At 72.5% G+C, this 18,897-nt stretch carries 17 protein-coding genes, 1 tRNA gene and 1 pseudogene; 18 read left to right on the forward strand and 1 reads right to left on the reverse strand.

Going from position 1 to position 18,897, the window contains the following annotated elements; all coding sequences use genetic code 11:
• Nucleotides 1–31 precede the first annotated feature (31 nt).
• The 3 genes from ACWDBB_RS06515 (at nucleotide 32) to ACWDBB_RS06525 (ending at nucleotide 2,918) form a co-directional block, all read left to right on the forward strand.
• On the forward strand, nucleotides 32–1,198 hold the full coding sequence (locus ACWDBB_RS06515; protein ID WP_449788494.1) for a hypothetical protein: 1,167 nt from the start codon (nucleotides 32–34) through the stop codon (nucleotides 1,196–1,198).
• Nucleotides 1,199–1,670: 472 nt separating this feature from the next.
• On the forward strand, nucleotides 1,671–1,967 hold the full coding sequence (locus tag ACWDBB_RS06520) for a type II toxin-antitoxin system VapB family antitoxin (protein WP_030061387.1): 297 nt from the start codon (nucleotides 1,671–1,673) through the stop codon (nucleotides 1,965–1,967).
• A gap of 270 nt (nucleotides 1,968–2,237) precedes the next feature.
• A complete protein-coding gene (locus ACWDBB_RS06525) occupies nucleotides 2,238–2,918 on the forward strand; it encodes a LytR C-terminal domain-containing protein (protein ID WP_449788534.1) in 681 nt (226 codons plus the stop codon).
• 82 nt (nucleotides 2,919–3,000) lie between these two features.
• Here the strand turns inward: ACWDBB_RS06525 and upp are convergent, their stop codons facing one another.
• The gene (upp, locus tag ACWDBB_RS06530; protein WP_392868411.1) at nucleotides 3,001–3,636 is read right to left on the reverse strand and encodes a uracil phosphoribosyltransferase; all 636 of its coding nucleotides are present in this window, start codon (nucleotides 3,634–3,636) and stop codon (nucleotides 3,001–3,003) included.
• A 196-nt stretch (nucleotides 3,637–3,832) separates the two neighbouring features.
• Here upp and ACWDBB_RS06535 point away from each other — a divergent pair, with 196 nt between their 5' ends.
• The 15 genes and pseudogenes from ACWDBB_RS06535 (at nucleotide 3,833) to ACWDBB_RS06605 (ending at nucleotide 18,882) form a co-directional block, all read left to right on the forward strand.
• Nucleotides 3,833–4,036 carry a hypothetical protein gene (locus ACWDBB_RS06535; protein WP_392868779.1) on the forward strand — a complete coding sequence of 68 codons (204 nt, stop codon included), beginning with the start codon at nucleotides 3,833–3,835 and terminating at the stop codon, nucleotides 4,034–4,036.
• Between the two features lie 324 nt (nucleotides 4,037–4,360).
• Complete coding sequence (locus tag ACWDBB_RS06540) at nucleotides 4,361–4,918, forward strand: tRNA adenosine deaminase-associated protein (RefSeq protein ID WP_449788495.1); 558 nt, start codon at nucleotides 4,361–4,363, stop codon at nucleotides 4,916–4,918.
• A 50-nt stretch (nucleotides 4,919–4,968) separates the two neighbouring features.
• Complete coding sequence (tadA, locus tag ACWDBB_RS06545; protein ID WP_392868415.1) at nucleotides 4,969–5,493, forward strand: tRNA adenosine(34) deaminase TadA; 525 nt, start codon at nucleotides 4,969–4,971, stop codon at nucleotides 5,491–5,493.
• A gap of 92 nt (nucleotides 5,494–5,585) precedes the next feature.
• A tRNA-Ser gene (locus ACWDBB_RS06550) sits at nucleotides 5,586–5,672 on the forward strand.
• A 495-nt stretch (nucleotides 5,673–6,167) separates the two neighbouring features.
• Nucleotides 6,168–6,332 carry a hypothetical protein gene (locus ACWDBB_RS06555; RefSeq protein WP_392868417.1) on the forward strand — a complete coding sequence of 55 codons (165 nt, stop codon included), beginning with the start codon at nucleotides 6,168–6,170 and terminating at the stop codon, nucleotides 6,330–6,332.
• A 91-nt stretch (nucleotides 6,333–6,423) separates the two neighbouring features.
• Nucleotides 6,424–6,717 (forward strand): Dabb family protein, encoded by a 294-nt coding sequence (locus ACWDBB_RS06560; RefSeq protein ID WP_392868419.1) that lies wholly within the window; start codon nucleotides 6,424–6,426, stop codon nucleotides 6,715–6,717.
• A 326-nt stretch (nucleotides 6,718–7,043) separates the two neighbouring features.
• Nucleotides 7,044–7,889 (forward strand): RNA polymerase sigma factor SigF, encoded by an 846-nt coding sequence (locus ACWDBB_RS06565; protein ID WP_449788496.1) that lies wholly within the window; start codon nucleotides 7,044–7,046, stop codon nucleotides 7,887–7,889.
• Nucleotides 7,890–8,034: 145 nt separating this feature from the next.
• The gene (locus ACWDBB_RS06570) at nucleotides 8,035–8,940 is read left to right on the forward strand and encodes an RNA polymerase sigma factor SigF (protein ID WP_449788497.1); all 906 of its coding nucleotides are present in this window, start codon (nucleotides 8,035–8,037) and stop codon (nucleotides 8,938–8,940) included.
• A 689-nt stretch (nucleotides 8,941–9,629) separates the two neighbouring features.
• Nucleotides 9,630–11,996, forward strand: coding sequence for a hypothetical protein (locus ACWDBB_RS06575; protein WP_449788498.1), 2,367 nt, complete (start codon nucleotides 9,630–9,632; stop codon nucleotides 11,994–11,996).
• Nucleotides 11,997–12,110: 114 nt separating this feature from the next.
• A complete protein-coding gene (gene pelF, locus ACWDBB_RS06580; protein ID WP_449788499.1) occupies nucleotides 12,111–13,625 on the forward strand; it encodes a GT4 family glycosyltransferase PelF in 1,515 nt (504 codons plus the stop codon).
• Between the two features lie 100 nt (nucleotides 13,626–13,725).
• A complete protein-coding gene (locus ACWDBB_RS06585; protein WP_449788500.1) occupies nucleotides 13,726–15,246 on the forward strand; it encodes a hypothetical protein in 1,521 nt (506 codons plus the stop codon).
• Between the two features lie 128 nt (nucleotides 15,247–15,374).
• The gene (locus tag ACWDBB_RS06590; RefSeq protein WP_449788501.1) at nucleotides 15,375–16,367 is read left to right on the forward strand and encodes an SDR family NAD(P)-dependent oxidoreductase; all 993 of its coding nucleotides are present in this window, start codon (nucleotides 15,375–15,377) and stop codon (nucleotides 16,365–16,367) included.
• Nucleotides 16,368–16,442: 75 nt separating this feature from the next.
• Nucleotides 16,443–17,144 (forward strand): annotated as a pseudogene (locus ACWDBB_RS06595) (nucleotidyltransferase family protein); the annotation flags it as partial.
• 128 nt (nucleotides 17,145–17,272) lie between these two features.
• Entirely contained in the window at nucleotides 17,273–18,190 is a 918-nt protein-coding gene (locus tag ACWDBB_RS06600; RefSeq protein WP_449788502.1) for an NAD-dependent epimerase/dehydratase family protein, read from the forward strand.
• A complete protein-coding gene (locus ACWDBB_RS06605) occupies nucleotides 18,187–18,882 on the forward strand; it encodes a spherulation-specific family 4 protein (protein ID WP_449788503.1) in 696 nt (231 codons plus the stop codon). Before ACWDBB_RS06600 ends, ACWDBB_RS06605 begins: the two co-directional genes overlap by 4 nt.
• Nucleotides 18,883–18,897 lie beyond the last annotated feature (15 nt).

The raw sequence follows: 18,897 nt of genomic DNA on the forward strand, positions 1-18,897 counted from the left end.
GCTCACCCTCCCCCAGCTCCGGAGCCGCACCGTGGAGTCGTCCGTCCTCGCCTTCGCCACCGACCTGCTCGACGAGGGCGCCGACACCTTCTTCGGCAACCTCACCGACCGCGCCGGGGTCGGCGGCGTCACCCTCGCCTCGGTCTACCACGAGGCCCGCGACGTCTTCCCGCACAACCCCCGCCGGGTGCTCCGCCACCTGGAGCCGGGCGCGGCGTACTTCCGTCCCGACCCGGTCCGCTGGCTGGGCCGCCGCCTCGCGCCCGTGCCGTCCACCGCGATCGGCGAGCGCGACCCCTTCACCGAGGCCGCCGAGGAGGCCCGCCGCCGCGGCCTGAAGCTGCACGCCTGGACGGTCTTCTGCCACAACGACCGGCTCGGCTTCGCCCACCCCGACTGCGCCCCGGCCAACGCCTTCGGCGACCGCCACCTCACCGAGCTCTGCCCGGCGAACCCGGAGGTCAGGGAGTACGCGCTGACCCTGGTCGCCGAACTGGCCCGGTACGGGGTGGACGCGATCCGCGCCGAGTCCCTGCACTTCCACGGCCTGCGCCACGGCTACCACCACGAGCGCTACTTCGAGGAACTGGGCCCGACCGCGGAAGCCCTGCTCGGGGTCTGCTTCTGCCCGCACTGCCGCGCCGCCGCCACCGCCGCCGGGGTCCCGGCCGAGGAGGTGGCCGAGGCGGTCCGCGCCGAGCTGCGCCGCCGGCTGGCCGACGAGTCCGCGGCCGCCGAGCCGGCCGACCTGAGCGCCCTCGCCGACGGCGCCTTCGCCGCCTACGTGGACGCCTCCGCCGCCACCGTCACCTCGCTGGCCGCCGACCTCACCGAGCAGGCCCGCCGGGACGGCATGCGGCTGAGCTTCATGGACGGCGGCGGCCCGGGCAGGGGCTGGCTCGCCGGCATCGACCTGCCCGCCCTCGCGCAGGTCACCGACCAGGTCGAGACCCTCGGCTACGAGCGGACCCCTGAGGCCGTCCGGGAGAAGATCGCCGCCTTCGCCCTGCACGGCGTCCGTCCGCGGTCCATGGCGGTGATCCTGCGCCCGATGTCCTCCGACTGCGACGGCCCGGAGAACCTCGCCGCCAAGATCACCACCCTGCGCGAACTCGGCGTCCCCGAGGTGGAGTTCTACCACTACGGCCTGATGCGGCTGTCCTCCCTGGACCGGATCGGCGCCGCGCTCGCCGGCTGACCGCCCGGCGCCCCCTGGCGGCCGGTCAGCCGGCACCCGTCGCCCACCTGGCCGCTCAGCCGCCGCGCGGCGGCGCCGCTCGGACCTCCCGAACAGGCTGAGCGAGATCTCCTGCCCGAACCGCCTGCCCGCCGAGCGCGCCCGCCCAGCGGGATGCGCACCCGGGCGTCCGGGTGCGCGGCGCCGTCCAACAGCACCGCACCGAGGTCGAGCGCGGGCCCGGTGAAGGCTCACCCGTCGGCGCTCTCCGGGCGGCCGGAGGGGTGAGGCCGGAGGCCATCGGTGCACACTCCTGAGCGGATCGGAACGCTTCGGAACGCTTCGGCGTCAACGCGGAACCCGATCGGCACCGGGCGATGTTCGCGACATTTCCCACCAAACAGCCGCATTCGTCCATGCGCAGTTCACACCGGCGCGCGTGGCGGCGCCGCGGCTGCTGCGCCATCCGCCGCCCAAACGGTAGGCTTTCCGTGTGATCTTCAAGCGCATCGGCAATGGGCGGCCGTACCCGGATCACGGCCGGACGAGCACCCGCCAGTGGGCTGACGTCGCCCCGCGCCCGGTGCGACTCGACCAGCTGGTGACCACCAAGGGTCAACTCGACCTCGAAACCCTTCTGGCCGAGGACTCGACGTTCTACGGGGACCTCTTCGCCCACGTGGTGAAGTGGCACGGCGACCTCTACCTGGAGGACGGTCTGCACCGGGCCGTCCGCGCGGCGCTGCAGCAGCGCCAGGTGCTGCACGCCCGTGTCCTCGAAATGGAGTGACGGGCCCCACCCCGGGGCCGTCCCTCCCGCACGGACCTTCCGGACCGCCCCCGCCACCAGGCGGAGGGCGGTCCGTCCGTACCCCGGTACCCCCTTTCGGGTACCGGGGTACGCCAGATGATGATCGTTTAGTACCTTCGAAGCCGTACGGCACTACGCTGCTGACTACGGCCGCGACCAGGGGATTCCGCCCGCACCGGGGGAAGTCCCCACCCGGCCGATCCGTCATCCCGACCCCGCCCTGGCACGAGGGGGAGACAAACCGTGAGCATGTTGACTCCCCGAGGCCTCAAGGGGAAGCAGTACCGCGTCACCGGCAACACCTACCCACGGTTGGGCCGGCCCCCGAAGAAGAGCCGCAAGGTGGTCGCCACGCTCGCCGCCCTGCTCGCCCTGGCCCTGGTCGCGCTCGGCGGCGTACAGCTGTACGACATCTTCACCGGCAGGAACAAGAACGCCTCGGCGCAGGCCTGCGCGAGCCCGTCCGGCAAGGCCCTGGCCGCCCCGACCCCGGGGGCCACCCCGGGCGCCCCCGCCGCCGGGGCGCCGGCCGCCGGGCAGGGCGACCCGAACGCCGTCCCGCAGCCCACCGCGGTCACCGTGAACATCTACAACGCCACCACCAAGGCCGGTCTGGCCGGCCGGACGGCCGAGGAGTTCAAGAAGCGCGGCTTCGTCATCGGCAAGGTCGGCAACGCCCCGGCCGAGCTGGACAAGAAGGTGCCGGGCACCGCCCAGGTGATCGCCGGTCCGACCGGCGCCGGCGCGGGCACCCTGGTCAGCTCTCAGATCGCCGGGGCCGCCGTCACCGCCGACGCCCGCACCGACGCCAGCGTGGACTTCGTGATCGGCGACAGCTACAACGCCCTGCTGGACGAGACCCAGGCGGCCGCCGCCCTCGCGCTGGCCACCAAGCCCTCTCCCACCCCGACCGCCACCGGCAGCTGCTGAGCCACCGGTCGGACGGACAGGAGAGCCCCCGGCAGACGCAGTGCCGGGGGCTCTCGGTGTTCGGTGGTTCGGGTGGGCGGGCTCAGCCGGCCGTGCCGTAGAGCCGGTCGCCCGCGTCGCCCAGGCCGGGGACGATGTAGCCGTTCTCGTTGAGCCGCTCGTCCAGGGCGGCGGTGACCACGGTGACCGGCAGATCCGCCAGCTCCCGTCGCATCACCTCGACGCCCTCGGGGGAGGCCAGCAGCACCACGGCGGTGACGTCGGTCGCGCCGCGCTCGATCAGCATCCTGATCGCGGCGACCAGGGTGCCGCCGGTGGCCAGCATCGGGTCGAGCACGTAGACCTGGCGGCCGGAGAGGTCGTCCGGCATCCGGGTGGCGTAGGTGGAGGCCTCGAGGGTCTCCTCGTTGCGGACCATGCCGAGAAAGCCGACCTCGGCGGTCGGCAGCAGGCGGGTCATCCCGTCCAGCATGCCGAGGCCGGCCCGCAGGATCGGGACCACCAGCGGGCGCGGGTAGCTGAGCCGGGTACCCAGCGTGACCGCCACGGGCGTGGTGATCTCCACCTCGTCGGTGCGGACGTCCCGGGTGGCCTCGTACGCGAGGAGGGTCACCAGCTCGTCGGTCAGGCGACGGAAGGTCGGCGAGTCGGTGCGCTCGTCGCGCAGGGTGGAGAGCTTGTGGGCGACCAGGGGGTGGTCGACGACGTGGAGACGCATGTATCGAGGTTAGCCCGCCCCTGGACGGGTGTACGACCCGCCGTGCCCCACCCGTGCGCCAGTGCGGGTGACGCGCCGGTGACACGCCGTGACCCGCCGCGGCTGTTCGGACGGAAGTGCCTTCTGTGGTATCAACCGGACCGTTCTGGGAATGTCACGTCTTATGACGAGCAACCCGAACGCCGGGGACGGCTCGATGGACGAGCCCTTCGACGGGGCGGGCCGCAGCCAGGGCCCGCCGTACGACCACCCGGAGACCGAGGCGGAGCGCCGCAAGCGGCGGGCCGTCTTCCTGCGCGAACTCACCGAGGCGCGCGAACTGCGGGAGCGGGTCCAGCCCCGGCGGACCAAGGAGCGGCGGATGCGCGAGGCGATGCGGATGCGAACCTTCCGGATCTGACGCGGCCCGGAGGCGCCCCCGGCCCGTCCTGACGCGATCCTGACGCGCGCCCGCCGCGGGCCCCGGACCGCCCGCGATCGGAGGCGGCGGCCCCCTTCCGGCGTTCGGAGCAAATTTCGACCGGCTTCGGACCGCCCCGGCCGGAAAACGCCCTCCGCCACCCGGTCCTTCCGACACGACCTGCAAAGACGCGCTGCCGAACACCCCCCGCGAGGGCGGGCTTTCTGTCACGATTCCGATGGGACGGTCCGAACAAGCGGACCGCCTCTGGCGCGGGGGCGGCCAGTTTTCCGCGTTGCCCGTGCGCGCCGGCAGCCGAGACCGATGATCTTGGGAGTGTCCCTGGTGGCGTACTTCGCTGCAGTGCTTGCTCGCACCGAGGACGGGTGGGATGTGAGCGAGACGGAGCTCGACGACGTCGAAACCCTGGCCGATCTGGCCGACCTGGCCCGCGACTCCGCCCAGGACGACGACAGCGTCCTGATCTTCATCGAACAGGAGGACGTCTGGTTCGCCATCGTCCGCGTGGACGGCGAGGAGGACCCGCGGATCTTCGTGTCGGACGGCGCCGCGGCCGCCCGCAGCTCCTACGGCTCCGTCCTCACCGACGAGTTGGTCGACCAGGCCGGAGAGAGCGAGTTCGGCGACCTGGACCACCTGCTGGACGAGTCCGAGGAGGCCGAGGAGCAGGACGAGGAGGAGGCCGACGTCCGCGGCGGCGTCCCGGTCGGCCCGCTCGGCGACGCCCACCTGCTCACCGAGTTCGGCCTCGCCTCCGAGGAACTGCTCGCGCTCAGCGGCGAGGGCGCGGTGCCGGGCGACGCCCTGGAGGAGATCGCCGAGGCCCTCGGCTGCGGCGAGGTCCTGGAGGCCGTCCGGTAGCGGGGTCGGCCGTGCCGGTGTCCGCCACCGGATACCCGACACTGGATGCCATGCAGCCCGCCACCTCGCTGACCGTCCCGCACGTCCCCCCGCTGCCCGCCCCCGTCCGCCCCGACCCGGTCCGCGACCGCTGGGCGGCGCCGATGCGCCTCGCCATCGCCGAGGCCGCGCTGGCGCCGGCCACCGGGGACGTACCGGTCGGGGCGCTCGTCCTGGGTCCGGACGGCCGGGTGATCGGGCGCGGCCACAACGAGCGCGAGGCGGTCGGCGACCCGACCGCGCACGCCGAGGTGGTCGCGATCCGGCAGGCGGCCGAGCAGATCGGAGAGTGGCGGCTGAGCGGCTGCACACTGGTCGTCACGCTGGAGCCGTGCACGATGTGCGCCGGGGCCATCGTGCTGTCCCGGATCGACCGGGTGGTCTACGGCGCCCTCGACGAGAAGGCCGGCGCGGCCGGCTCGCTCTTCGACGTGATGCGCGACCGCCGGCTCAACCACCGCCCCGAGGTGGTCTGGGGCGTCCTCGCCGAGGAGTGCGGCGAGCAGTTGCGTGCCTTCTTCGACACCCACCGCTGAACACCCGCTGAACACCCGCCGCCGACGGCCCGCCGGACGCCGTGGCGGTACGGATTTCGTGACTGCGCCACCCCTCCGGTAGAGTTCCTCTCGGTAGCGTGTCCGAGCGGCCAAAGGAGCACGCCTCGAAAGCGTGTGTGGGGGCAACTCCACCGTGGGTTCGAATCCCACCGCTACCGCTCGAAGCCCGAGGGCCCGTCCGATCCGGACGGGCCCTCGGCGTTTGTCGGGTCGGTGCGCCGCCCACCGGCGCCGTGCACGGGTCGGCGCGGGCACGGGAGCGGGAACGAAAACGGCTCCGTACCCCGGGCCGATGACCACCGGTGCCCGGTCCGTACGGAGCCTGGAGGGGGGAGCGGCTCGGGGGGACTGACCGCTCCCCCGGCGGAGTCCCACAACCGGCGCCGCGTCGGGGGGAAGCCGCGGCCACCGGTCCCACAGCGGGGAGCTCCGGATCCATGCACCGGGGATTCCTGCCAGATCCTCGGTACGTCTTCCATCCTGCCGCCCGGCCCACGACGGGGCACCCGGAGAAAGGCCTCACTCGCGGGGACCTTCGTCCCGCCGGCCGAACGCGTCGCACACTTGATAGCCCGTCCGGGTGGATAAGCTGCCCCTGCAGGCCGCTCGGGGACCGGATGACGGCGGCCCACGGCTCGGAGGAAGGTCACCCGATGGCGCAGGCGAAGAAGATCGGCATGGTCCTCCTGCTCGTCTTCGTGCTCTACTCGATCATCACCTCCCCCTCGCGGTCCGCCGAGCTGGTGCAGCTCGGGTTCGAGGGGATCTCGAACGCGGCCAAGGCGGTCGGCGCCTTCATGACCGGTCTGATCAAGTGACGGACGGCCGCCCCTTCGAATGGCCGCCGGCCCCCGTGCACCGGCTACGGTGTGCGGGACCCTCTGTCCCCGTCCGCGAGGAGCGGCAATCGTGATCCGCCACCTGGTCCTGTTCAAGCTCAACGAAGGCGTCGGCAAGGACGAAGAGCGCGTGCTCGCCGGCGCCAAGGCCTTCGAGGCGCTCGGCGCGGTGATCCCCGAGCTGCGCGAGTGGGAGTGCGGCTGGAACACCACCGAGCGCGACATCGCGTACGACTACGCGATCAACAGCCTGGTCGAGGACCGCGACGCCCTCCAGGCCTACCTGACCCACCCTGACCACCAGGCGGCGGCCGGCCTCTGGCGCGAGTTCGCCACCTGGGTCATCGCCGACGTCGAGGTCTGAGCACCCGTCCGGCCCAGAGCCGTCCGACCGGCCCGCCCCGAGCCGGTCCCGCGCCCGTCCCGGGCCCTTCCCCCGGACGGCCGCCGCGCCCCGTCCGCACCCGCGGGCGGGGTGCTCTGCTCCGTCCCCGGAGCGACCCGTGCGGCGCTTCGCCGGCCGGCCCGGGAAACGTTGAAAGCCCCACCAACACACCTCCGTCGGGTGCTTGCCCGACCTGTGCCCACCTTGTGATGCTATGACCGGTTTTGCCGGACCTGGCTAGGTGGAGAACCGGCCGCGACACCCGATCCGCGGGGCCCGCCGTCGACGACTTTGGGAGGGGTGAGGTGTCCGTGGACGAAGTGCTGGCTGCGATCACCAGCCCGGCCGGCGAGCTCCGCCCGGACCGGCTGCGCGGTCCCGGCGGCCGGCCCGTCGTGGACGTCCGGACGCTGACCCGGGTGCTGTTCGAGCGGCTCGCCGAACTGCCCCCCGACGCCCCCGAGCGGGAACGGGTCAGGGCCGCCCTGATCGAGGTGAACATCCCGCTGGTCCGCTACGCGGCCACCCGCTTCCGCAGTCGCAGCGAGCCCATGGAGGACGTCGTCCAGGTCGGCACGATCGGCCTGATCAACGCGATCGACCGCTTCGACCCCGGCCGCGGCGTCCAGTTCCCCACCTACGCGCTGCCGACCATCCTGGGCGAGATCAAGCGCTACTTCCGGGACAACGTCCGCACCATGCACGTCCCGCGCCGGCTCCAGGAGCTGTGGGTCCAGGTCAGCGGCGCGATGGAGGAGCTGACGGTGCAGCACGGGCGGGTGCCCAAGGTGCCCGAGATCGCCGCCAGCCTGCGGATCCCCGAGGAGGACGTCCGGGCCTGTCTGGACGCCGGGCGGGCCTACAACGCGGCGTCCCTGGAGGCCGCGCAGGAGCACGAGGGCGGGCTCGCCCTGCTCGACCGGCTCGGGTACGAGGACTCCGCGCTGGCCGAGGTCGAACACCGGGACATGGTCCGCCACCTGCTGGTCCAGCTCCCCGAGCGGGAGCGGCGGATCGTGATGCTGCGCTTCTTCGCCAACCTGACCCAGTCCCAGATCAGCACCGAGCTGGGGATGTCCCAGATGCACGTGTCCCGGCTGCTCTCACGGATCCTGACCAGGCTTCGGACCGGCAACTCCTGGGAAGAGTGAGATTGCAGCGCGTCACCCCGGCGTGACATCTTGCGACGTTCGGGTTTGCCGTGGACCGTGTTCCGGTATGGAGGGGGAAGGCCCTCGCCCGGGAACCACCGCGCGACGGCCCCCGTTCAACTGACAGTCACAAGGGGGTGGGTGCATGTCCGGAGAGCTGGGCACTGCGGAGATCCACGCTGGCCAGGCCAACGGCACGGCCGTCGTCGAGGACCTGGTCCCGCGGCAGCGGGTCGAACCGGTCCGGCCGCCCGGCCCCCAAGCGGGATCGGAGACGCCGCCCGGCTCCGGGCTGGACACCCGGACGCTCTCCCGCTCGCTGTTCCTGCGGCTGGCCTCGCTGGACCCCGGCAGCACGGAACACGCCTACGTCCGCGACACCCTGATCGAGCTCAACCTGCCGCTGGTCCGGTACGCCTCGGCGCGCTTCCGCAGCCGCAACGAGCCGATGGAGGACATCGTCCAGGTCGGCACGATCGGCCTGATCAAGGCGATCGACCGGTTCGACCCGGAGCGCGGGGTGGAGTTCCCCACCTTCGCGATGCCCACCGTGGTCGGCGAGATCAAGCGCTTCTTCCGGGACACCAGTTGGTCGGTCCGCGTTCCGCGGCGGCTCCAGGAGCTGCGGCTGGCGCTCACCAAGGCCGGCGACGAGCTCTCCCAGCGGCTGGACCGCTCCCCCACCGTCGCCGAGCTGGCCACCTGCCTGGGGGTCAGCGAGGAGGACGTGGTCGAGGGCCTCGCGGTCGGCAACGCGTACACCGCCAGCTCGCTCGACTCCAGCACCGGCGAGGAGGACAGCGACGGGCCGCTGGCCGACCGGCTGGGCTACGAGGACCTCGCGCTGGAGGGCGTCGAGTACCGGGAGTCGCTCAAGCCGCTGCTGGCCAAGCTGCCGCCGCGTGAGCGCCGGATCATCATGCTGCGGTTCTTCGGCAACCTGACCCAGTCGCAGATCGGCGAGGAGATCGGGATCTCCCAGATGCACGTCTCCCGGCTGCTCACCCGGACGCTCACCCAGCTGCGCGAGGGTCTGATCAACGAGGGCTGAGCCCGCCGCACCGGGGCCGGGCCGTTCTTCGGCCCGGCCCCGAGCCGTGTGCCGGGCCGATCCGGCGCGGTGGCACGGTTCAGGCCATCGCCGCGCAGCGCCGTCCCGCGACGGGAAATCCGCCCGTCAGCCGCCCGTCAGCGGCCCGGATCCCGGGTGTCCGGCGCACCGCGCGGCACCGGGGTCCGCGTCCGACCAGCGGCGTTCCGCCCGGCTCCGGTGACGCATTCCGTACGGTCCGGAATCCCCGCGGCTCGGTATGCTGATCAACCGCGCGAGCACTTCCATTGCATATTCGGACTGTCACATGGCACAGCGGTGCCCGATATTGCATGAACCTGCCCAACGGGGCAGCGGGATGTGCAAGAGTGTGATGGGCAAGGGCAACAGTGCAGGTGTCCCGTCCGCCCCACCGGGCCACACCGTCGGTAACCACCTGTAGCACTCAGCTTCCGATTTTTCATTCTCAATTCATTATTTGCGCCGCCGGTACGGTTCCGGTCACAATCAGCGCCTTCATGGCTTCGCCATGAACGTTGGTAACAGGTTCGCTGCACTCTCGCCCAATTGGCCCCTCGCACCGCTGTCCCTCGACCAGGATGGGCCCCGGGCAGCCTGCTGCCCGCGAACAGCTACACGGGCAGGCGAGCGGCGAGCAGCGCCGCGCCTGCCCCAAGGGGAGGATCACCATGGGTCGAGCGACCCGAAGAGTCGCCGCGTGTGCGGCGGCAGTCCTGCTGGCCAGCGGCCTGCAGAGCACCCTGGCCCACGGCGAGACCACGCCGCCCAGGATCGACCTCACCGTCCTGGTCGTCGACGACGGCGGCCCGTCCGTCGCGGCCATCGCCGCCGAGCTGAAGAGCCAGGGGACGCCCTACAAGGTCGTCAGCCTCAACGACCCCAACCGACCCGTCATCACCTCCGCTTTCCTGAGTGACACGGTGAACGGCCTGCCCCGGGGGAAGTTCCAGGGCATCGTGCTGCCCAACGAAAACCCCTTCCCCAACAGTGCCGCCGAGATGACGGCGATCGCGAGCTACGAAGCCGCATTCAACGTCCGCCAGATCGACGCGTACACGTGGGCCAACCCGGCCGTGGGTCTGAACTACGCTCAGAATCCGGGATTCGTGGGCACTCTGGACGGATTCCAGGGCGCCACCACCGCCGCCGGAACTTCGGGCCCGTTCGGGTACCTCAAGGGCAGCGTCCCGTTCGAGGACAACGACCCGAACGTCAGCGAGAGCTACGGGTACCTGGCCACCCCGCTCGCCGGCCTGCCGGCCGGCTCCTCGTTCGTCCCGCTGGTCGACGCGCCGATACCCAGCACGACCGCCCGCGGTTCTCTGGTCGGCGAGTACACCCACGACGGCCGCAAGGAACTGGTCGTGACGTTCGTCTACAACCAGTACCAGCAGCAGTACCGCCTGCTGGCCCGCGGCATGGTCGACTGGCTGACCCAGGGCGTCCACCTCGGCTACGACCGCAACTACTTCGCCACCCACGTGGACGACGTCTTCCTGGCCGACGACCGCTGGGACACCGCGCTCAAGTGCACCCCCGGCGACGTCACCTGCCCGCCCGGCACCCCGGACACCGCCAACCCGATCCGGATGACCGTCGACGACGCCAACCACCTGAAGCAGTGGCAGGCCGCCAACAACTTCACCCTGGACATGGTGTTCAACGGTGGCGGCAGCGAGGACTGGAAGGCCGACCACGAGACCACCGTGGACCCCACGGCGGACCAGATGATCGCCGACCAGAGCAGCTACCGGTGGGTCAACCACACCTACACCCACCCGTACCTGGGCTGCGTCCAGAACGTCACCGTGGTGCCGTGGGTCTGCAGCAAGAACGCCGCGGGCGGGACGGTCTGGGTCGACCAGAACACCATCTCCACCCAGATCCGGAACAACTTCGACTGGGCCGCCGCGCGCAGCCTCCAGGTCGACCCGCAGACCCTGGTCACCGGTGAGCACTCCGGTCTGCTGACCGCCCCGCAGGAGACCAGCGACAACCCGAACCTGGCGCCGGCGCTGGCCTCCAACGGCATCAAGTTCACCGCCAGCGACGCCTCCCGCGAGAGCGGCCAGCGCGCCGTCGGCACCTCCACGCTGACCGTGCCGCGGTACCCGATGAACGTCTTCTACAACGCCGGCACGGCGAAGGAGGAGGCCGACGAGTACAACTGGATCTACACCAGCAAGGCCAACGGCGGCAGCGGCGTCTGCGAGAACAACGCCAACTCGACCTGCCTGTCGCAGCCGCTGGACGTCAACACCGGCTACCAGTCGTACATCGTGCCGCTGGAGGCCCGGATCGACCTCGGCCACGTGCTGAACAACGACCCGCGGCCGCACTTCGTGCACCAGTCGAACCTGTCCGAGGACCGCATCCTGTACCCGGTGCTGGAGAAGGTCCTCGGCACCTACCGCTCGCTGCACGCGGACAACGCCCCGATCGTGAACCTGAGCCAGCGCGAGATCGGCCAGGAGTTCCAGCGCCGCGCGGCCTGGAACAACGCGCTCGCCGCCGGCCAGGTCACCGCCTACCGGGTCGGCAACACCGTCACCGTGAACGCGCCGTCCGGCGTTCAGGTCCAGGCCACCATGCCGACCGGAACCGCTCAGAAGCTGGCCATCGGAACGGGCGGGTTCGGTTCGTCCTACGCCGGTACCCTCTCGGGTTGGGTGTCCCCGGGCGCGCTGCAGAGCAGCGTCACCCTGCAGCTGCCGTCCGCCCCGGCCGCCCCGGCGGCCGTCGCCCCGAGCGTCGCGGCCAAGTCCGTCCCGGCCCCGGTGCCGGCGGACAAGAAGGTCGTGCCGCAGGGCGTCGCCACCCCGGTCCCGGTGGGCCCGAGCGACACCACGCGCAAGCCCGCCGCGTCCCTGGTCCCGGGTAGCGGAACCCCGGTGCCCGGCAAGGACGTCGTCGCTGGCACCATCGGTCAGGGCGGCAACGGCCACCACGGCGACACCGCTGCGACGAAGAACGGCAAGGCGTCTGGGGGGACGGCCACGCCGAGCAGCACCACCGGACGCTCCGACAACCGGTAACCGGTACCACCCGCCGTCGGCGGGGTCGGGCCGGGCGACCGGCCCGGCCCCGCCACGGCTCCCGTTCCGGTCATCCAGGCCGGAACCGACGCAAGAACAGGAGGGGGGACAGGAATGCGCGTCACCCTGCTCACCGAGGGGACGTATCCGCACCAGCACGGCGGCGTGAGCGTCTGGTGCGACCAGCTCGTTCAGGGCATGCCGGACGTCGAGTTCGACGTCATCGCCGTCACCGGAACCGGTCACGAGCCGCTGGCCTGGGAACTGCCCGCCAACGTGCGGTCGGTCACCACCGCACCGCTGTGGGGGCCGGCCTCGGAAGGCCGACCGCCGCGCGGCAAGGAGATGCGGCGCTTCCTCAACGCGTACGAGCGCTTCCTGCACTCCATCCTCGATCCGGTCTACACCACCCACTTCGGCACCGAGCTGTACGGCTTCGCCGACCTCGCCAGGCACGGGCTGCTCAGCCCGGCGCTGCGCAGCGAGCGCGCCCTGCGCACCCTCCAGCACGTCTGGACCCGCGACTACCTGCCGACCGCCGTCTCCCGGCCCACCCTGCACGACGCCCTGAACGCCACCGACCTGCTGGAGCACGCCCTGCGGCCGCTCTCGGTCGAGCCGCCCAAGGACGGCGTCGCGCACGCGGCCAGCGGCGGGCTCGCCACCCTGCCCGGGCTGATCGCCGCTCAGCAGTACGGCGTACCGTTTCTGCTCACCGAGCACGGCATCTACCTGCGCGAGCGCTACCTCGGCTACCGCACCGGCCCGTACCGCTGGCCGGTCAAGGCACTGCTGCTCGGCTTCTACCGGATGCTCGCCGAGGAGAGCTACCGGCAGGCCGCGCTGGTCACCCCCGGCAACCGGTACAACCGGCGCTGGGAGGAGCGCGGCGGCACGCCGTCCTCGCACATCCGCACCGTCTACAACGGGGTGGACCCTGCGGCCTTCCCGCCGGCCGGCCCCGAACCCGAGACGCCGACCCTCAGCTGGGCCGGCCGGGTGGACCCGATCAAGGACCTGGAGACGCTGATCCGGGCCTTCGCCATCGTCCGGCGCGAGATCCCCGAGGCGCGGCTGCGGCTCTTCGGCGGCACTCCCAAGGGCGGCGAGGCGTACCGGGACGGCTGCATAGCCCTGGCCGCCGAGCTCGGCATAGCCGACTCGGTGGCCTTCGAGGGCCGCGTCGCCGACATCACCGACGCGTACGCGGCGGGCAACGTGGTCATGCTCTCCAGCATCAGCGAGGGCTTCCCGTTCACCCTGATCGAGGCTATGTCCTGCGGCCGCGCGACCGTCTCGACCGACGTCGGCGGTGTGCGCGAGGCCGTCGGCGACACCGGACTGGTCGTCCCCCCGCGCGAACCCGAGCCGATGGCGGCCGCCGCGATCGAGCTGCTGCGCGACCCCGAACAGCGCGCCCGGCTCGGCGAGGGCGCCCGGCTCCGGGTGATCGAGCAGTTCACCCTCCGCCAGAACATCGACGGCTTCCGCGGCATCTACACCGAACTCCTGGGCACCGCCCGCTGGATGCCGGGCGGCATGGTCGCCGTCACCGACCAGGCCCCCAGCCCCGACTGGGACCGGCAGCTGGCCGCCGCCCGCCCCGAGCCGAGCGAGGTCGGGGCGTGAACGAGCGTTGGAGGTACCCCCGGCCGAAGGCCGCGGGAGAGGGAACCATCGAGCGGCGCGTGTCCCGCGAAGCGGCCGCCGAGCACAGTGAGGTGGGCGCATGAGTGGTCCACTGCGTCTGATCCCCGGCGAGGGCGGTCCCGAGCACACCATGCAGCTGCGCGCGCTGCCGCTCAAGCGCCGCCGCCCCGTCCCGCCGGAGCCGGAGCCGGAAGACTCGCTCTACCTGCCCGCGGACCCGCTGGACGAACTCGCCGAGCGGCTGCGCGAGGTCTGCGCCGACGCCGTCCACCCCTACGAGATCGCGGCCTTCCTGGAGTCCGACGGCCTCTCGGACGAGCAGGCCGCCCTGCTGTACGGCCGCCCCGACGCCTTCACCGTCGCCGAGGAGCTGTTCGAGAAGGTCGAGCGCCGCTACCCCGGCCCGAGCTCCGAGTTCGCCAACCCCTGGCGGGCCGACCCCTGGCGCTGCGTGGTGCGCGGCCTGGTGTTCGCGCTGCCGGGACTCGGCTACCTGCTCGGCGCCAACCTGTTCGCGACCGCCCGGATGCGCTTCGGCCTGCCCTCGGGCATGCTCGCGCTGTCCGTCGCCACGCTGGTCAGCTGGGGCTTCAACCAGGCACTGGCGCACCGCTCCTACCGCTGGCTGAGCCGGCTGCGCCGCCGCGACGCCGCGGTCTGCCTGGCCTTCGGCGCCCCGGCCGGCGCGCTGGTCGCCTCGGCCGCCGCGTACGTGGTCGGCGGGCCGCTCGGCGCGCTGTGCTTCGCCGCCGGGCAGTCCTGCTACCTGGCCGCGGCCACCGTGCTGCTGGTGCTCGGGCGGGAGAAGTTCCTGCTGCTGGCACTGGCCCCGGCCTCGGTCGGCGCGGGCGTGGTGCTGGCGGTGGACGTCCCGCAGCTGGTCCGTACGGTGGTGCTGCTCGCCTCGGTGGCACTGGCGGTCGGGCTGGCCGTCCGGGAGCTGATGGTCTGCATCCGCGGCGGCGAACGCGAGTCCGTCGAGCTGAAGCTGTCGGTCCGCCAGGAGCTCCCGCACCTGCTGTTCGGCCTGGCCTGCGGCGCGCTCACGCTGATCGCCGGCCTCGGCGGGACCATCCACCAGGCCGTACAGACCGGCGGCCACGCCACGCAGGGGACGTCGACCACCCCGACCGGCCCGGCCATGATCGCGCTGACGCTCAGCCTGGGCCTCGCCGAGTGGCTGCTCTTCCGCTACCGGGCGCTGGCGGTGGCCGCGCTGCGCACCAGCCACACCAGCGGCCAGTTCTCCCGCCGCACCGGTGCGATCCTGCTCGGCTGTCTGTTCATCTACCTCACCACCGTGGCCGCGCTGGACGCAGCCGCGACCGTGCTGTGGCCCGGCGCCCCCGCGCTCGGCGTACCGCAGCTCGGCGCGATGCTGCTCCTCGGCGGCTCGCTCTGGCTGGCGCTGCTGCTGAACGCCTTCGGGTTCAGCTGGAGCACCGCCCTCGTCTGTCTGGCCGCCGCGGTCGCCGAGAGCGCCGGGCTGCTGGCAGGTGTGGACCCGATCGTCCTGCAGCTGATCGGCTGCGGGGCGGCCGCCGTCGTCCTCACCGCACTCGCCGGGCCCGCGCTCGGCCGCACCACCCAGCACCGCTGAACACATCGAATATCCCGCACGCCTTCCTTCGCGTGCACCGCCGTACCCGTTCCACCCGAGACACCCACCCGTCGACGGCGGCGGGCCGTCACCCGGCCGCCCCGGCAGATCGAGAAAGCGAAATCCGCATGAGCAGCGTCGCGGTAACCGGAGCCGAGGGCTTCATCGGCTCCCACCTCGTCGAGACCCTGGTCGCCGACGGGCACCACGTCCGCGCGATGGTCCAGTACAACTCGTTCTCGTCCTTCGGCTGGCTGGAGACCCTGTCCGCGGAGGTGCTGGAGTCGGTCGAGATCATCCTCGGCGACGTCCGGGACCCGGGCTCGGTCAACGGCCTGGTCAAGGGCACCGAGGCGGTCTACCACCTGGCCGCCCTGATCGCGATCCCGTACTCCTACCGAGCCCCCCACTCGTACGTGGACACCAACGTCACCGGCACCCTGAACGTGCTGGAGGCGGTGCGCCACCTGGAGATCCCCCGCCTGGTGCACACCTCCACCAGCGAGACCTACGGCACCGCGCAGACCGTGCCGATCACCGAGGACCACCCGATCAACACCCAGTCCCCGTACGCCGCCTCCAAGGCGGGCGGGGACCGGCTGGCGGACAGCTACCACGCCAGCTTCGAGACCCCGGTCGTCACCCTGCGCCCGTTCAACACCTTCGGCCCGCGCCAGTCGATGCGCGCCGTCATCCCGACCGTGATCGCCCAGGTCGCGGCCGGCCAGACCGAGATCACCCTCGGCGACCTGCGCCCGACCCGCGACTTCCTGTTCGTCAAGGACACCGCCAACGCCTTCCGCACGGTGGGCACCGCCCCCGCCGAGACGGTGGTCGGCCGGACCTTCAACGCCGGCACCGGCGGCGAGATCTCGGTCGGCGACCTGGTCACCCTGATCGGCAAGCTGATGGGCGTGGACCTGGTGGTGAAGGAGGACGAGCAGCGCATCCGTCCGACCAACTCCGAGGTCATGCGCCTGGTCGCGGACGCGACCCGGCTGCGCGGGGCCACCGGCTGGGCCCCGGAGTTCAGCCTGGAGCAGGGCCTGGAGCAGACCATCGAGTTCTTCCGCGACCCGGCCAACCTGGCCCGCTACAAGACCGACATCTACAACGTCTGACCCGCCGCAACCGATCTTGCTCGTCCTGGCAACCAAGGTTCGTGTCCTGCACATCCTTTCCGTGGGGGAAACACCATGCACGCAGTGATCCTGGCCGGCGGTAAGGGCGTCCGTCTCCGCCCGTACACCACCGCGCTTCCCAAGCCGCTCGTTCCGATCGGCGACCAGCACGCGATCCTGGAGATCGTGATGCGACAGCTCGCCGCCGCGGGCTTCCAGAGCGTCACCCTGGCCATCGGCCACCTCGGCCACATCATCCGCGCCTACGTCGGCAACGGCTCCCAGTGGGGCCTGCGGGTCGGCTACGCCGTCGAGGACAGCCCGCTCGGCACCATGGGCCCGCTGCTCACCATGCTGGAGCGCCTGCCCGAGCACTTCCTGGTGATGAACGGCGACATTCTGACCGACCTGGACTTCGCCGGGGTGCTCAAGCACCACGAGGCGTCCGGCGCCCCGCTGACCATCGCCACCTACGCCCGTCAGGTCAAGATCGACTTCGGGGTGCTGACCACCTCCGAGGGCACCATCACCGGCTTCCAGGAGAAGCCCAGCATCGACTACCGGGTCTCGATGGGCGTGTACGGCGTCTCCCGCTCGGCACTCGCCGACTACACCCCCGGCCTGCCGCTGGGCTTCGACGAGCTGGTGCTGGACCTGCTGGCCGCCGGAACCCCGCCCGCGGCCTACGAGTTCGGCGGCTACTGGCTGGACATCGGCCGGCCCGACGACTACGACCGGGCCAACGCCGAGTTCTCCACCATCCGCCCGGTCCTGATGCCCTTCGAGTCGACCGGCCCCACCCCGGGCGGCGTCGCGGAACTGCCGATCCCGGCCGCCCGCACCGCTCCGGACGACGCGACCGCCGAGCCCGCCGCCGCGGGCGTGGAGAGCGACGGACGGGCCGCGTGAGAATCCTGCTCCTCGGCGGCGACGGCTTCCTCGGCCGTCACGCCACCGCCGTCCTGCGGTCACTGCCCGGTGCCACCGTGCTGACCGCGGGCCGGCGGCCCACCCACGACCTCCGGCTGGACCTGGCCACCGCCCAGGCCGGCCCGTTCGGCGAGGAACTGTCCGCGCTGGCCCCCGACGCGGTGGTCAACTTCGCCGGCGCGGTGGCGGGCAGCGCGGTCAAGCTCGCCGAGGTGAACGCCCGCGGCCCGGCGGTGCTCTGCGAGGCGCTGTCCCTCGGCGCCCCGAAGGCCCGCCTGGTGCACATCGGTTCGGCCGGCGAGTACGGCGTCTGCGCGCGGGGCGAGTCCCTCGCCGAGGACGCCGACGCCCGCCCGGTCGGCGTGTACGGCGCGACCAAGCTGGCCGGCTCCCTCGCGGTGGCCGGCTCGGCGCTGGACGCCGTGGTGCTGCGGGTGTTCAACCCGGTCGGCCCCGGGGCCCCGGCGGGCTCGCTGCCCGGCCGGCTGGCCGCCGAGCTGCGCCGGGTGGCGCCCGAGGGCGCCGACGGCGTGATCACGGTCGGCGACCTCTCCGCGTACCGGGACTTCGTCGACGCCCGGGACGTGGCGAAGGCGGTCGGCCTGGCCGTCACCGCCGACCGCCCGCTCCCCCGGGTGCTCAACCTGGCCTCCGGGCACGCCCGGCAGGTCCGGGCGATCGCCGACGGGCTGGTCGCCGCAGCCGGCTTCACCGGCCGGATCGACGAGAGCGGGGCCGGCTCGGAACGCTCGGCCGGGGTCTCCTGGCAGCAGGCCGACGTGTCGGCCGCCGCCCGGGAACTCGGCTGGCAGCCGGAGACGGAGCTCCCCGACACCCTGCGGGACCTGTGGCTCGGCACCGCCGGGCCCACGCCCGACCCGGTGGTCGCATGACCGCCGGGCAGACCCCCGACGGCCGCCTGCTGGTGCCGCTGTACGTCCACCCCGCGGTGGACCCGGCGGCCTGGCGGGCGGTCGCCGCCGCCGACCCCGCCCGGGTCGCCGCCGTCGTGCTCAACCTCGCCGACGGCCCGGGCGCGGTCCCGGATCACGTCTTCGCCGAGGCGGCCGACGAACTCCGCGCCGCAGGCCTGCCGTTGGTGGGATACACCGACACCGACTACGGACGCCGACCGCACGCCGCCGTGGTGGCCGACATCCTGACGCACCGCCAGCGCCACGGCATCACCGGCGTCTACCTCGACCAGGTCAGCACCCACCCGGGCGCGCTGGCGCACTACCGGCGGCTGGCCACGGCCGCCCGCGCGGCCGGCTGCGGCACCGTGGTGTTCGGCCACGGCGAGCACCCGGACCCGGGCTACGCCGAGGTCGGCCTCGCCGACCTGCTGGTCACCTTCGAGGGCGACTGGGACGCCTACCGCGGCATGACGCTGCCGCTGTGGACCGGCCGGCACGCGGCCTCCCGCTTCTGCCACCTGGTCTACGACGTCCCCGCCGAACACGCCCGGGACGCCGCCGCCCTGATCGCCGCCCGGCGAGCCGGCGTCGGCTGCGCCGTACCGGGAGCCGGGGACAACCCCTGGCGCACCCTGCCGTACGGCCTGAACGCCGCTGAACTGACCTGACCCGATCCGGAGTCC

This window comes from Kitasatospora sp. NPDC001095, assembly GCF_053598615.1.